This is a genomic window from Vibrio thalassae (assembly GCF_900089835.1).
Lineage (GTDB): Bacteria > Pseudomonadota > Gammaproteobacteria > Enterobacterales > Vibrionaceae > Vibrio > Vibrio thalassae.
In genome coordinates, this window is the sequence record NZ_OANU01000055.1 from 1 (window position 1) to 13,768 (window position 13,768).

15 protein-coding genes and 3 pseudogenes are annotated in these 13,768 nt (G+C 43.2%); 8 read left to right on the forward strand and 10 right to left on the reverse strand.

Annotation, left to right across the window (positions count from 1 at the left end; all coding sequences use genetic code 11):
* The first annotated feature begins 504 nt into the window (after positions 1 to 504).
* On the forward strand, positions 505 to 1,542 hold the full coding sequence (locus VTH8203_RS15225; RefSeq protein WP_096994444.1) for an extracellular solute-binding protein: 1,038 nt from the start codon (positions 505 to 507) through the stop codon (positions 1,540 to 1,542).
* Positions 1,543 to 1,627: 85 nt separating this feature from the next.
* On the opposite strand, the gene cobB is transcribed toward VTH8203_RS15225, so the two are convergent.
* Positions 1,628 to 2,347, reverse strand: coding sequence for a Sir2 family NAD+-dependent deacetylase (cobB, locus tag VTH8203_RS15230; protein WP_096994445.1), 720 nt, complete (start codon positions 2,345 to 2,347; stop codon positions 1,628 to 1,630).
* A gap of 221 nt (positions 2,348 to 2,568) precedes the next feature.
* On the opposite strand from cobB, the gene VTH8203_RS15235 reads away from it, so the two are divergent.
* The 4 genes from VTH8203_RS15235 (at position 2,569) to VTH8203_RS15250 (ending at position 4,458) form a co-directional block, all read left to right on the forward strand.
* Entirely contained in the window at positions 2,569 to 2,808 is a 240-nt protein-coding gene (locus tag VTH8203_RS15235; protein WP_096994446.1) for a hypothetical protein, read from the forward strand.
* Between the two features lie 264 nt (positions 2,809 to 3,072).
* Positions 3,073 to 3,366 (forward strand): trypsin-like serine protease, encoded by a 294-nt coding sequence (locus VTH8203_RS15240; RefSeq protein WP_096994447.1) that lies wholly within the window; start codon positions 3,073 to 3,075, stop codon positions 3,364 to 3,366.
* Positions 3,367 to 3,516: 150 nt separating this feature from the next.
* Positions 3,517 to 4,074: a trypsin-like serine protease gene (locus VTH8203_RS15245; protein ID WP_096994448.1), complete on the forward strand. Its 558-nt coding sequence runs from the start codon at positions 3,517 to 3,519 to the stop codon at positions 4,072 to 4,074.
* A gap of 24 nt (positions 4,075 to 4,098) precedes the next feature.
* Positions 4,099 to 4,458: a GlyGly-CTERM sorting domain-containing protein gene (locus tag VTH8203_RS15250; protein ID WP_096994449.1), complete on the forward strand. Its 360-nt coding sequence runs from the start codon at positions 4,099 to 4,101 to the stop codon at positions 4,456 to 4,458.
* Positions 4,459 to 4,783: 325 nt separating this feature from the next.
* Here VTH8203_RS15250 and VTH8203_RS15255 read toward each other — a convergent pair whose 3' ends face one another.
* Together VTH8203_RS15255 and VTH8203_RS15260 are read right to left on the reverse strand one after the other, a co-directional pair.
* Positions 4,784 to 5,512, reverse strand: coding sequence for a DEAD/DEAH box helicase (locus VTH8203_RS15255; protein ID WP_096994450.1), 729 nt, complete (start codon positions 5,510 to 5,512; stop codon positions 4,784 to 4,786).
* Positions 5,513 to 5,528: 16 nt separating this feature from the next.
* Positions 5,529 to 6,197, reverse strand: a complete 669-nt coding sequence (locus tag VTH8203_RS15260) for a hypothetical protein (protein ID WP_096994451.1) — start codon at positions 6,195 to 6,197, stop codon at positions 5,529 to 5,531.
* A 348-nt stretch (positions 6,198 to 6,545) separates the two neighbouring features.
* On the opposite strand from VTH8203_RS15260, the gene VTH8203_RS15265 reads away from it, so the two are divergent.
* The gene (locus VTH8203_RS15265; protein WP_279627178.1) at positions 6,546 to 7,283 is read left to right on the forward strand and encodes a prepilin peptidase; all 738 of its coding nucleotides are present in this window, start codon (positions 6,546 to 6,548) and stop codon (positions 7,281 to 7,283) included.
* On the opposite strand, the pseudogene VTH8203_RS15270 reads toward VTH8203_RS15265, so the two are convergent.
* The 4 genes and pseudogenes from VTH8203_RS15270 to VTH8203_RS15285 all read right to left on the reverse strand — a co-directional run.
* Positions 7,282 to 8,013 (reverse strand): annotated as a pseudogene (locus tag VTH8203_RS15270) (formate dehydrogenase subunit gamma); the annotation flags it as partial. The gene VTH8203_RS15265 and the pseudogene VTH8203_RS15270 sit on opposite strands and share 2 nt — an antisense overlap.
* A gap of 4 nt (positions 8,014 to 8,017) precedes the next feature.
* Positions 8,018 to 8,257: pseudogene (locus VTH8203_RS25090) on the reverse strand ((Fe-S)-binding protein); the annotation flags it as partial.
* 256 nt (positions 8,258 to 8,513) lie between these two features.
* Positions 8,514 to 9,092 (reverse strand): DUF3306 domain-containing protein, encoded by a 579-nt coding sequence (locus VTH8203_RS15280; protein ID WP_096994453.1) that lies wholly within the window; start codon positions 9,090 to 9,092, stop codon positions 8,514 to 8,516.
* Complete coding sequence (locus VTH8203_RS15285) at positions 9,082 to 9,468, reverse strand: DUF3305 domain-containing protein (RefSeq protein ID WP_244181228.1); 387 nt, start codon at positions 9,466 to 9,468, stop codon at positions 9,082 to 9,084. Before VTH8203_RS15285 ends, VTH8203_RS15280 begins: the two co-directional genes overlap by 11 nt.
* A 207-nt stretch (positions 9,469 to 9,675) precedes the next feature.
* Here VTH8203_RS15285 and VTH8203_RS15290 point away from each other — a divergent pair, with 207 nt between their 5' ends.
* Positions 9,676 to 10,506 (forward strand): formate dehydrogenase accessory sulfurtransferase FdhD, encoded by an 831-nt coding sequence (locus tag VTH8203_RS15290; protein WP_096994455.1) that lies wholly within the window; start codon positions 9,676 to 9,678, stop codon positions 10,504 to 10,506.
* 62 nt (positions 10,507 to 10,568) lie between these two features.
* Here the strand turns inward: VTH8203_RS15290 and VTH8203_RS15295 are convergent, their stop codons facing one another.
* Positions 10,569 to 12,155: an ABC-F family ATPase gene (locus VTH8203_RS15295; RefSeq protein WP_096994456.1), complete on the reverse strand. Its 1,587-nt coding sequence runs from the start codon at positions 12,153 to 12,155 to the stop codon at positions 10,569 to 10,571.
* 287 nt (positions 12,156 to 12,442) lie between these two features.
* Here VTH8203_RS15295 and VTH8203_RS15300 point away from each other — a divergent pair, with 287 nt between their 5' ends.
* A complete protein-coding gene (locus tag VTH8203_RS15300) occupies positions 12,443 to 12,814 on the forward strand; it encodes a thiamine-phosphate diphosphorylase (protein ID WP_244181226.1) in 372 nt (123 codons plus the stop codon).
* Positions 12,815 to 12,925: 111 nt separating this feature from the next.
* On the opposite strand, the pseudogene VTH8203_RS15305 reads toward VTH8203_RS15300, so the two are convergent.
* Positions 12,926 to 13,564, reverse strand: a pseudogene (locus VTH8203_RS15305) (sensor histidine kinase); the annotation flags it as partial.
* On the reverse strand, positions 13,521 to 13,768 hold a 248-nt coding region (locus VTH8203_RS15310), incomplete at its 5' end, for a hypothetical protein (protein WP_208617759.1). The gene VTH8203_RS15310 and the pseudogene VTH8203_RS15305, both read right to left, overlap by 44 nt.

Consider the following 13,768-nt stretch of genomic DNA (forward strand, 5'->3'; position numbering starts at 1 on the left):
TCTCTTTCCGACTCTCATGCCTTTTGGCCACAGCGTATTAACCACTTCCGCTGTTTCATAACATAACGCACCTTGGACGGATTCACATATGTTCATCATGCTGACTACCTAGCACTCACCCGATTTTGTGGTTATCAGGAGGATCGTCCTCTCACGATTTAGATCCCGATTGGCAAATGCCAACCTTCGTTACATTGTCAGAGCCGCTACATTATTCAGGCTCCTAGGTTCATCTGGTGATACAGATGGTTCACTCGTTAAGCGGTGAACAGCGCTTCATACGACTTCACGTCGCACGCCACCTTTTTTAGTTAGTGAACTGCTATGTCTTTCTAACCGTTTAATTTTTATAAACTCCCAGATAGAGTATCCAATCATTGACTGATATAATGCTGTAATGCACATCAAATAGTGATGGCGTGCAAAGTAATGTAGGAATCCCTACTTTCCTATATTGTCATGTCTCTAAGAGGCTCTTTGTCTACTAATACAAACGGAAAAGTAATGAAAAGCAAATTGTATGCAGGCGCACTTTGTGCGGCGACTCTTCTCACTACCCCGGCGTTTGCAGCCAACGAGGAACTTTACTTCTACAACTGGTCTGAATACATTCCTAACGAAGTATTAGAGGACTTTACCAAAGAAACCGGTATCAAAGTCATCTATTCTACGTATGAATCCAATGAAAGCATGTACGCAAAGTTGAAGACTCAAGGTTCGGGTTACGATCTTGTCGTTCCATCAACCTACTTTGTATCGAAAATGCGTAAAGAAGGCATGCTACAAGAGATTGATAAAGAAAAGCTAACTCACTTCAAGGACTTGGATCCAAATTATCTAGATAAGCCTTTCGATCCAGACAACAAATACTCAATTCCTTATATCTGGGGCGCGACTGGTATCGGTATCAACACCGATATGCTTGATAAATCGGCGGTAAGCTCTTGGGATGATTTGTGGGATCCTCAATGGGAAGGTCAGCTAATGATGATGGACGACGCTCGTGAAGTCTTCCATATCGCCTTAACTAAACTAGGCTATTCACCAAATACTACTAATCCAGAGGAGATTAAAGCGGCGTATGAAGAGCTCAAAAAGCTTGTTCCAAACGTTTTAGTCTTTAACTCAGATTTCCCTGCGAATCCATATCTAGCGGGTGAAGTTTCACTTGGTATGCTTTGGAATGGTTCAGCCTATATGGCACGCCAAGAAGGCGCATCTATTGATATCGTGTGGCCCGAAAAAGGAGCAATCTTTTGGATGGATAGCTTAGCCATTCCTTCTGGTGCTAAAAATGTCGATGCAGCACATAAGATGATTGACTTTTTACTCCGCCCTGAAAACGCAGCCAAGGTAGCGCTTGAAATTGGCTACCCAACGCCAGTAAAAACAGCTTACCCGCTACTTCCACAAGAGTTTGCTAATGATCCAAGTGTGTTTCCACCACAAGAAGTAATGGACTCTGGAACTTGGCAAGATGAAGTGGGTGAAGCCGGTACGCTTTACGAAGAATATTTCCAAAAGCTAAAGGTTGATAACTAATACTTGTAACATCAACGAACAGTATACAGCCCTCTTGATGAGGGCTGTTTTGTACCACTAAGTTTGGTCATGACTCTGCGGTATCTTACGTTTGTAAATCTAAAATTTCTCTCACTAATTTAGGTACTTCGATACTGGCTTTACCGTACCGTTTTTCTTCAAATTCACTTTGAACTGCACTCGGTTCGAGGTTAATCTCAATAGTATGAGCGCCATGCATTTTAGCATCATGTACAAAGCCAGCAGCTGGATACACGACACCCGATGTGCCAATGGAAATGAATAGATCGGCCTTTTCTATCGCAGCATAGATGTCACCCATTTTTAGTGGCATTTCACCAAACCAAACTATATGGGGTCTCATTTGCGATGGTATTTGACAACAATGGCATAAATCACCCGTTTCAATGTCATCGACCATATCAACAACTTGACCCGATTCAGAGCAACGAGCTCGCAATAACTCACCGTGCATGTGAATAATATTCTCACTACCGCCACGTTCATGCAGGTTATCAATATTTTGAGTGATGACCGTTACTGATCCTTCCAACTTCTTTTCTAACTCGCCTAGCGCGATGTGAGCTGCATTTGGTAAGATATCACTCTGCTGTAATTTCTGACGCCGTTGATTATAGAAGCTTTGAACTAACTCCGGATTTCGATCAAAACCTTCAGGAGTCGCTACGTCTTCAATTCGATGGTTCTCCCAAAGCCCGTCTTGTGCACGAAACGTCTGTATTCCTGATTCCGCAGAAATACCGGCCCCAGTCAATATAACTACATTTCTATAGGGAAACTTCATAGACACTCCTTGTGCTGACTTATCGTTGTTTCCATAAGAGTAACACGGAAGCAATAGCAACAATAGTTTTGGGGATTATACTATAGTCTAAATTTACGTAGATTCAGTAAGTTAGATGTTTAGTGCTAACAGGAATACGTTTGGATACACGCCCTCGATCAATAACCCTCGCAAATCACTTACAGAACGTTGAGTTTAAATCGTCTAGGACACCTATAGTAATGGCCTATTTTAATAACCTCACTGATAAAAAGCAGACAGAAATACTTACTCTGCTCAATTCGAAAATCCGTCAGGAATCGGAAACAATGTATCAGACGGCACTACCGAGAGCGAAAACCGATGATCAGACGTGTGCTGAGTACACAGGTCGATGGTATGAACTGCGAGAACAATGGCAAAATGGCGAAGTTAATAACCTCCATGTCTACGCTTGCTTGCAGATGGGCTTTGTTCCTTAGCTCTCGTTTATATCACTGATAAAAATCTCACTTATCATAATGTTAGTAGTGAAATCCACAGAGAAGTACACAGATTTTGTGGATACATATCCCACTGTGAGAATATTTCTCATGAATGCACCTCAAATGCCGATATAAGGACCGAACAAATTAGAAAAATTGCAATACACTAATGTCGGCATAGACAAAAAAATATAGCCCACTTGCATTTGAAAAATCGAAGGTAAAGTAGGCTGTAAATAAAACAGAAGTAGGAAACTCAGAATGAAACGTATATGTATGTTGGCTATAGCATCACTTTCGTGTACAAATGCCCTCGCGGTCAAATATGGCAGTGAAGTAGCAGCGAGCGAGTACAAAGATTACATCGTTCGATTCGCGCTAGAGAACCACTCGAAATCAATGGACTGCGGAGGATTGTTGATTACGGGTGATTACATCGTGACTGCGGCACACTGTGTCGCGGATCTTGGTATAGATGACAGCGGAAAGGTTACGTTTGACTATTTCATAGACAATGGTGCGTCGAATAAAATTCGTGTCTATCAGAGCGTTTAGACCTACAGTACAACCGGAACTGGTACGACTTATCAAGTCATACCGTTATTCGATACGGTAGCCAAGGAAAACATTGCAAAGGCGGCAGCGGATACGGAACTGGCTTACGTTAAGGCGCAATATCCTGCTGCGGATTGGTCACTCAACGATTTGGTCGTTGATCATGACTATTACGAGTCTGTCTGGGCGAAAGATATAGCTCTGTTGAAATTGGCAACACCGCTTTCTCAAGTCAGTCATGCTACGTTGGAGCCAACGTTTAACCCAAGATCAAACACGTTTCCTATCACCAACGGACAAGACGTAACGTTCAGAGGTTGGGGAGTGGATGAAAATGGCACTCAACCTAGTCTAATGAACAAGACGACGGTCTCATTTGTTTTAGCTGATTATGACTATTTGCCGAATAATCCCACTGGTGATGGTGGTAAAGGCGCTTGCGCAAATGATGGTAACGACTGTCGCTATTTTATGCGCGACCTTTTAAACGGGTATGCTACAACCATTGGTAGCACGCCCCATAGTGGTGATTCAGGCACTCCTCTTGTCATAGATGGTACGGATAACGTCGTGGCATTTACCAAATCGACGAATGGCACAGTGAGTACACAATTTACCCACCTAGGCTTTTACTTCGACATTATACGAGAGGCAATCAACCAAGTGGCAGCACCAAAGAGTATCGAGATGGAAGTCGAAAGTGGCTAAGCTGCAAGTGAAACCAAAACGTTCATGGTGCAAAACTTAACTGCATCGAGCGAAACGCTGTCGCCTTACGTGATAGACTCGACAGGTATGTTTGATATTTCGGGTTGTGCGGTGACGCTGCAATCGGGTGAAAGCTGCGAAGTCACTATGGTGCTGAATAAAGATAAGCAAGCAATCACGGAGAAAAAGAACGCAACAATCTATCTGGGCGACTCGCTAGATACGCAATTCCCAATCAGCTATACGATAGCCTCGAATAACATCGAAGTGCCTGAATCGGGTAACAAAGAAAGCGGTGGCTCTGAAAGCGGTGGTTCTTTCGGTCTGTTCTCATTATTTGCGTTGGTAGGGCTGACGCTAAGAATAAGAAAGCGAAAAACGTGATAACGACAAGATAATCAGCTTCTTGAAAGCGCCCTAGCTCTTGCTTGGGCGCTTTTTTCGTTTTGTGAACGGTCAGCAGAATCAATGCCACACCTCACTCAATCGTTGACAACACTGACAAAATTTTGACTTATTGTTGACCAATTAATAATATGCGCCAATATTTGTAGTGTAATTGTAAATGCAATGACACGATAAAGTATATTTAGTGATTGGCAAGTAATGACTTCTATCTATTTAAAACAAAAACTCATAGAGCATATCGAAGATCTTACGTTGAGTAATCAGCATATCTACGATTCATTAACAGCATTAAATCCAGTGTTTAAATCAATTCAATCGGTGCCACAGTTTGCGAGAGGAGAGGCATTGCCACCAACGAGTGATTGGCTACGATGATATCGGCGCCACTTAGTTCAGAGCGAGCAATATGAAACGGACAAAATTTGTGAGCTGAAAAGCTTACCTTGCAGCCATTTGCGTCACTTGCGACTGCTGACCAAATAGGCTCTGGTAACAGTTCACCGTCCCAAGAATCGATATCGCCGTTCCAATCGTTAGTCTCCAATTTGGAAGCCATTCTCCGCAAGGTAGCCATATCCTGTTCGGTTGGTGGCAAGTGAAAGAGCGCCTCTTCAAAATCAAGTTCAGGCTGTTGAGTGCCTAATGCTTTATTAAGCTTATCGGCACAGACGTAGCGCTGACGACCTTTTGCCAGCGCAACGCTCAACGGTTTATGGTATGCAGCTTGAAAAAGAGGCAAATCCTTGTTGATGATTTGCTCTTGCAGTGTCACAGTCGCAGTCGAGATGACCACTGATTTGTTATTCAGCTTTGCATGAGGTATGACGCCTAACAGGTAAGCCATAGTTTTGCCCACGCCCGTTCCTGCCTCACAAACAATCACATTGCTTGCTTGATCGCGACAAAGAATATTGCGGATATCATTGACCATTGTTAACTGAGAGGTACGCCTCGTGTAGTGGGGCACCAAGTGAGATAACTCGTCAATGGTTGATTTAATTTCTGCGACAGCCGATTCTGCAATATTCATTTGAAGACCTCACCTATTAATTAAATCGTGTTTCACCAATTGAACGACAGTCGATTTCTTCCACAACCGTTTCATGATGACATTGTTCCCACCAGTTGATTTCATTGAGATGTGAACGTTTAGCATCGGTACCCAAACTGTTTCTCAACGTATAGCCCATGCGAGGGTTATCGAGTCTAGTGATCACCTGATAGCACTTTTTGGGCTCTAACGTGACGTTAATAGCTGAGGTCTGCTCTGAGCGAATGTCTCCGACAAGTCGTGACTTCGTTTGAGTACAAACCGCATGAACCAAGGTAGAGCCAGCGTCGACCAAGATTCGGTCTTGATTACCATACTTGCTAATTCGTTGATACTCAGGAACCCAGTCAGTCGCTGGAACACTGTACAAGCTGAAAGTGTTACTATAATCAGACGTCGTGTTAGTGATGACACCTTTCACAATATTCTTCGCATACGGTGCTTTAGATAAGTCGTATTGAAATTTTGCTTCTTGCTCAGGTGTCACGTACTTGAAAATCAGGTCACTCTCTCGAACAATAATGGCACCTGGAGTGGTTTTGTCCTTGCGCACATCCCAGGTCTCATAAGTTAGTTTACGCTGCTCCAGTTGTTCTAGCGATGTGGTCAAGCATCCAGTCAAAGTAAAAGCCGCGGCGATAACGACAGGTAAGTTTTTAAACATTAAGTAATTCCCTTTGTTTGTTGGTTTGTCTATACATTAACAAGGTTTTTCCTAATGCAACATTTTATCGAAAAAAATAGAGAAGATTGAGAACAGGAAATAAGACCGTAGATTTGGAGAGTTGAATTGCCATGTTCTGGGGTAATATTGCTCAATATACATTTACTCGATGCGCCACGAGTCTAGTGAGGGTGAGGCGCATCATTAAGCCAACTGAACTTAGAACCGAAATAACAATAAAAAAGGAAACGTCTAGTGGACCTGTTTTTCAATACTGCGTTTGACCTCTATCAGCTTATCACTCATAACTCGTTTGCTAGAGTAGTCTTTGCTTTGCTGACAGGCGCGATGATCGGAAGCTTCATTAACGTAGTGGTATACCGTTTGCCTCAAATGCTCAAGAACTACGCAGTCATCGACATGCACCTGATGCACCCAACGGAATTAACAGAGAGTCGAGCGAGAGCATTGCTAGCCGATGTTGGATTAGGTGGACGCTCTATCACGCCTTGCTGTGATAATAGAATTAAAGCCAGACACAACATACCTATTATCTCCTACCTTTTTTTGAGAGGCCGCTGCGCGTACTGTTCAACACTGATTTCTTCGCGTTATCTGATCAACGAACTCGTAATGGCGTTGTTGTGCGTTCTGTTAGTGATGCTAGGACTGAATAACTTAGCTCTATTTTTTATGACCAGCATCACCGCGTTACTCCTTATCGTGGCCAATATTGATATTCGATATCGTCTCTTGCCGCCACATCTGACAATGCCTATAGGTTTCACCGCTATTCTGATGGTGCACTACGATTTGGTGTTAATAACAATGTCACAGGGGATTATATCGGCCATTGCCTTATATATTTTCCTAACCGTTGCCAAAACAAAAGGCCAGATATTGCTCGGTCAGGGTGATGTTGAACTCATTGTCGCCGTGACCATAGCGATTGGCGCTCAAATGTCCCTATCGGTACTAGCGTTAGCGACACTTTCAAGTTGGTTGGTTGCAAAAATACGTCGTGTTGAGGGGAAGAAAGAACGAGCGTTTGGCCAGTATATATCAGTGTTTACATTTGGAGCGTAGCCCACGTTTCGTCGACATCCCCAGTCACCATACCTTCTAACGCTCCTTCCATACCAAACAAACCAATATAGATATGGAAGATAAAACCGCAGATCAGGATAAGCGCAGAGAACATGTGAACTAAGTTAGAGAGTTCCATGTCTTTCCTTGTTTGTCCGAAGATCGGAAAATCAAGGACGAGACCACTGACTGCCGCAATAGAACCAAAGAAGATCAACAACCAGTAGATTGCTTTCTCACCCCCGTTCGAGAAACCGGCTGACGGGTGTGAACCTTTATGCTTACCAACCATGCCACCAAGTTTCATAAACCATTGCATATCTGTCTTATTAAAAATGGACTTTCTCCACCATTTAAATAGAACAGCAAAGAGCAAAATAAAGAAAATTGGCCCTACGTAGTTGTGGTATTGCTTGGCTAAATAAATAGTCCAACCCCAAAGTTCGGTTGGAACATAAGGTTTCATAAAGTGCTTACCATAAAGCAGCATCAAGCCACTAAACGCAAGAGTCAAAAAGGTGAACGCCATACTCCAATGGAGGGCTCGATCCAATCTCGACCAGCGACGCAGTTTTTTACCGGTGCGAGCTGCACTCAACTTCAACGGTCCCACTATAAAATACATCAGTATAACCATACTGATACTACCAAAAATAGCGACCGCAGCAGCTGGTGACATCCATTTTTCTTTTAAGATAAACCACGTTTCCCCTGGCGTACTAATAAGCACACTAGAGATCGTGGTTGTCGGATGGTTCGCCATCTGTAGAGAGCAAAGTAACCGAACGCATGGTGAGTAGCAGTTCTGCGGTACTAGTAATAATCGCTGTAGGTCCAACGATTAATGTATCACCATGACTTTCATAACTTACTGTCGGCGGTATGAGATTCGACAATTCAACAGTATTTTCAAACGCGAAACTTCTGGCGCGCCCATTTTGAGTCGTCTATCGTTGTAATAGTTGTTTTATCATTGCTAGTTCCCAGTGCAGGAGTCTTATCGCCCCATAGCTATTGGTTTATATGAACCATATATCACTAATAAGCAAAAATCGTCCCAACTAATTGAACGAGCAATATTATTGATTTACTGACAAATTATTCAAAATATACTTAGGAATAGTAAGATGAAATGTCACATGCGACATTTTGTCTTATGTAGTTACTCAGCAATATGAGACAAAATGTAGCTATTATTTGTGTGGTAAATTTTGTCTCACAGTGAGTCAGTTAGACGGGTTTATTCGATGCTTCACTGTCTCTCGCATCTGGGTCGGCAAGTGAGGCGTCCACCTCTTCAGGTTCAGCGTCTTGATATGAGGCAACATCTTGATTTTCAACTTCTTGAGGATGCTCGTTGACTTCTGCTGATTGTTCCATGTCTGCGTCGTCTGACACATGTTTCATCCAGCAACGAAGCGTCTCAGCAACGTCTGATGCTAATGGTTTTACCGCTGAATAATCATGGTCGTAATCGTTCAGTCCATCCACCACATTAAACTCCGGGCTCATGAACATCTTTCTCAGCGCGGCTTTTTTTATCGCTTTATCCACTTTAGGATTCGCTAAAAGCTGGGAGACAGACAATTCTTCAGGGTGTGGCTGTACTTGTTGCTCACTCTCTAATACGTCGCCTACCTCTGATTCAGATTGATTCAGAGACATCGGCTCTACGTCGGCAGTTTCCGTGTCTTGGGAGACGAGCACCTCATCAACATCAGCGCTGTTGGCAGGTTCATCAATCGTCGCGTCGTCTCTGTTTTCATCAAGTTTACGTTGTGACCAACGCGATAAAAAACTACTTGCCACTTGAGCGCCCCGCTCCTTTACGTTTTTTACGTCTTACTTCCAATAACTCGCCATGACGACCAATATAAGCTTCCATCCAAGCTTGAATCGGTAATGGGATCGGTTTAGATAGCACTAGATAGTCACCATCCATAAATGAGCCCGCTACCGCTTGTGAGGCTGTGACCATAATCGGCGTTAAGTTGGTTTCTTCGTGGGAGTCTAGCACCACAAACAACATAGGATTTTGTGAGCTCAAATTAAAGCGATAATCGGTACGCTCATCACGATACAGTTCTAAAGTGGCATGGGGCTTGCTCATGTCGTTGACTTCTAGTCGAAATCCATCGAGCTCTCGTTGAGTGGTCGACCAACGGCCTACTTGTTTTTCTACAATAGAAAGATCGACTTGTAGCGTCCATTGATGATCGTTTTCTCGACCAATGTGCTACTCACTAAAGTATCTTGGTTAGAAGTAGATTCAGGTGTCTCTGGATGCATTTCATGCCCCTAATTTTAGCGTTGGATATTTGCTTACTTATACAATCTTAGCAATAATCAAGCCAATAGCCTCATGCTAGTGACCAACAAAAAGGATAAACGCGTGGTTAAACCCAACATTATCAGAACGAGCGAAAATCCCCTACAAACCATTGAAGTCGATGTTTACGACGAATATGGTGAAAAATTAACGAAGCAGATAGCTTGCGAACGCCCTCTTACCGTCATGTTGAACTGGAAAGAGATCGTGACACTCATGACACTTGGTTCCAGACCTGATTCGTTGGTTTTAGGTTATCTTAAAAACCAAGGTTTCTTGTCTGATCCCGCCGCCATTGAATCATTGATCATCGATTGGGAAACGCATTCTGCCGCTGTTATTACCAAAGAGAACACCGATTTTTTAGAACAAGCATTGAAGAAGAAAACGGTCACCTCCGGGTGTGGTCAAGGCACCATGTATGGCAATGTGATGAAGCAACTGGAAGGCTACCAAGTTCCGCAGACACCACTGAAACAATCTCAAATCTACGCCACACTGGAAGCACTGACCCATTATAACGATACCTACAAGAAAGCCGGTGCGGTTCATGGGTGTGCCATCTGTCAACAAGACCAAGTGCTATCGTTTGTTGAAGATGTAGGTCGCCATAATGCCGTTGACACTCTAGCTGGTGAAATGTGGATTAATCAGGAAACAGGCGAAGATAAAATTTTCTACACCACCGGACGATTGACCTCTGAAATGGTGATTAAAGTAGCACAAATGGGCATACCCGTTTTGCTATCACGTTCAGGCGTGACTCAAATGGGACTAGACCTTGCAAAACAGTTTGGTATCACCACTATCGCTAGAGCAAAAGGAATGCGCTTCCAAGTATTTACTGGTGCCGAGAAAATTGAGTTTGATGTAAAAGGCGAACAAGCAGAATAGCAAACTAATGGCGTTAAAAAAGGAGTCCTGGGACGGGACTCCTTTTTGTTAGCTAACGATAGTTATGCACCACGCGTTTTCAGGAACTCGTCATATGTCCCTTTAAAATCAAAGATCTTGTTGTCTTTAATTTCTATGATACGTGTCGCGATAGACGATACAAACTGACGGTCATGCGATACAAAGAACAGTGTTCCCTTATAGTTCTCGAGCGCTAAGTTGAGCGATTCAATCGATTCCATATCCATGTGGTTCGTCGGCTCATCCATCAAGAGCATGTTTGGCTTATGCATCATCAGTTTACCTAGAAGCATACGTCCTTGCTCACCACCAGATAGGACTTTCACTGATTTCTTAATGTCATCTTGGCTAAACAACATACGACCTAGAAAGCTGCGCACGACTTGCTCATCATCGCCTTCTTGACGCCATTGCCCCATCCAATCCATGAGATTCATATCTTCTTCGAAATCGTGGGCATGGTCTTGAGCGTAGTAACCAATGTTTGAGTTTTCAGACCATTTAAACTCGCCTGTTTTCGCCTCAAGTTGGCCTGCTAATGTATTAAGTAACGTTGTTTTACCCACACCATTCTCACCGATAATCGCGACGCGCTCACCAACTTCGAAGATTGCGTTAAAGTTAGACCAAAGCACGTCTTCAAAACCATTAGATAGGTTTTCAACAATTAGCGCGTTTCTAAACAGCTCTTTTTCTTGATCAAAACGAATGAACGGGTTTTGACGGCTTGACGCTTTCACTTCTTCTAATTGAATCTTATCAATTTGCTTAGCACGTGACGTAGCTTGTTTCGCTTTTGATGCGTTCGCTGAGAATCGAGAGACGAAAGTCTGCAAATCCGCAATTTGAGCTTTTTTCTTAGCATTGTCTGCCAACAAACGTTCACGAGCTTGAGTTGCTGCGAACATGTATTCATCATAGTTGCCTGGATACACACGGAGTTCGCCGTAATCTAGGTCAGCCATGTGCGTACATACACTGTTTAGGAAGTGACGGTCGTGCGAAATAATAATCATGGTGCAGTTGCGTTGATTAAGCACTTGTTCCAACCAGCGGATAGTATCCATATCCAAGTTGTTGGTTGGTTCGTCGAGCAGCATAATATGCGGGTCAGCAAACAGGACCTGTGCTAATAGCACTCGTAGCTTCCAACCTGGAGCGACTTCACTCATTAGGCCGAAATGTTGCTCTTCTGGAATACCTACAGCAAGAAGAAGTTCACCGGCTTTTGCCTCAGCCATATAACCATCAAGTTCAGCAAATTGAACTTCTAGATCGGCAACTTTCATTCCGTCCTCTTCGCTCATTTCAGCAAGAGAATAGATACGATCACGTTCTTGTTTGATTGCCCAAAGTTCTTTGTGGCCCATAATTACTGTATCAACCACGGTATATTGCTCGTAAGCAAATTGGTCCTGGTTGAGTTTCGCGACGCGTTCATTAGGGTCGTAAGATACGTTACCACTCGTAGGCTCCAACTCGCCGCTCAAGATTTTCATGAATGTAGACTTACCACAGCCATTTGCGCCGATTAGACCGTAACGGTTACCTTCACCAAACTTGACAGAAATGTTTTCAAACAGTGGTTTAGAGCCAAACTGTTGAGTGATATTAGCGGTTGATAGCACGAGCATTACCTTTGAGATTAAACAAAACTGCGCAACCCTACAGCCTCTTGCCTTGAGATGCAAGTGACAAGTGCATTCCATACAGTGCAACTACAGCTTTGCGGTTGCTCTGAACGTTAGATGTACAACTAAAACCTACCAATCCACAAGTAAAAAGCAAAGGAAATTTGTCGTTGAGATAAAAAGTGCAAGTTGATGTACCACAACGACCTATCTAGTATGCCGAACAGTTAAGGTAGTAGATGTTTATCACCTACTACCTCTCTGAAACCTTTGGAGTAATTGTCGTGAACAAATTTCAGAATCTGAATTACGATAAAATGGGTAAAGAACGCATCAAGCGTGAACACGATTTGTTGAAACTTAACTGTGTTAGTGACAGTGAATTCGAATCAAGAATGGCGGTATGGGACCGCATGGCTATCTCTTCTGCACCGCTAGGAGAAGCAAAGAATTTCATCGAGACGACATTTAATAAGCTGCAAAATGATGTAGTCAATGCAAGCCGCGATTTTCAAGTTAGCTTTACTGAGTTTGAAGTAATGGCTAAAGATGAGATCAACTACATTCGTCTTAACGTGGCTGATCAAAAAACTCAATTAGTTTGGTTCGCGATTATCACACTAATGATTGCTGGAACCGTTGCTATCTGTATGTAACGCTGTTTCACCAAAATAACAGTATTCAGTTAAAGGTATCTCAATACACATTGAGATACCTTTTTCATTTCAGGCGCCGCACATATTCAACTACGCGCTAACCAATAAATGTTGAACATGAATCAAAGATCCTATGCTTTGCTCTGCTTCGACCCAGTCTTCTGTTAACACAGTCAAGCGCCCTTTCCCTTGCATTGCATGAATCGCATTCATTTGCAGATTGACTAATATTTGCAGCAATTGATGTCGATTAACCTCCACCGGTGTTTTGGCGTGAAGATCAACAATAAACTCAATATCGCGTTTTTTAGAGCCGGTTCGGACCAAAGTGACACTCTCATCAACAATGGGGTTGACGTGTTGCCATGTTACTTGGTCTTGCACTCCACCTTGGCGACTGTACTGAAGAAAACTACGGGTGATATTACGAATGCGGTCTATTTGCGCCAATATGATATCGATCTCTTCCTCTACCCGTGACACATCGTCGCCTAGCTCAAAACGCATGAGTTCAACGTTACCCAATATCACAGCAGTAGGGTTGTTGATTTCATGGGCAATGCCCGCGGTCAACTCGCCCAACGCGGCCAGTTTTTCGCTCGTGACCAACTTATTTCGTGTTTGATTGAGCAACTTAATATGCAACTCTAACTGCTTGGTTTTCTCTTTCAGGCTAGCGGTACGTGAATGCACTTTCGCCTCAAGTTCATGTGCTGCCTTTTGGATCTGTTCGTTTCTGAGCTGTAATTGAAACTTGGTAAACCACCGCCTCTGGCGGTGTGACTCGAAAAGGCTCTGCCGTAACAGCGTGCATCGATGGGAAAATGACCTCCTTTATAGAACCGGCAAGTTCAAAGGAGGTCATATGAGAGACTGGCAGAGCCAAGCTCACGTTAAACATTATTGCAAATATCACGTTGTGATTGTTCCAAAATATCGAAAGAAAGCGATTTA

What these genes read in the sequence shown, in the direction of transcription:
- VTH8203_RS15250 (WP_096994449.1), top strand. Translation starts at nt 4,099, where the DNA reads ATGGTGCAAAACTTAACTGCATCGAGCGAAACGCTGTCGCCTTACGTG.
- VTH8203_RS15260 (WP_096994451.1), bottom strand. Translation starts at nt 6,197, where the DNA reads ATGTTTAAAAACTTACCTGTCGTTATCGCCGCGGCTTTTACTTTGACT.
- cobB (WP_096994445.1), bottom strand. Translation starts at nt 2,347, where the DNA reads ATGAAGTTTCCCTATAGAAATGTAGTTATATTGACTGGGGCCGGTATT.
- VTH8203_RS15255 (WP_096994450.1), bottom strand. Translation starts at nt 5,512, where the DNA reads ATGAATATTGCAGAATCGGCTGTCGCAGAAATTAAATCAACCATTGAC.
- VTH8203_RS15225 (WP_096994444.1), top strand. Translation starts at nt 505, where the DNA reads ATGAAAAGCAAATTGTATGCAGGCGCACTTTGTGCGGCGACTCTTCTC.
- VTH8203_RS15240 (WP_096994447.1), top strand. Translation starts at nt 3,073, where the DNA reads ATGAAACGTATATGTATGTTGGCTATAGCATCACTTTCGTGTACAAAT.
- VTH8203_RS15235 (WP_096994446.1), top strand. Translation starts at nt 2,569, where the DNA reads ATGGCCTATTTTAATAACCTCACTGATAAAAAGCAGACAGAAATACTT.
- VTH8203_RS15265 (WP_279627178.1), top strand. Translation starts at nt 6,546, where the DNA reads ATGATCGGAAGCTTCATTAACGTAGTGGTATACCGTTTGCCTCAAATG.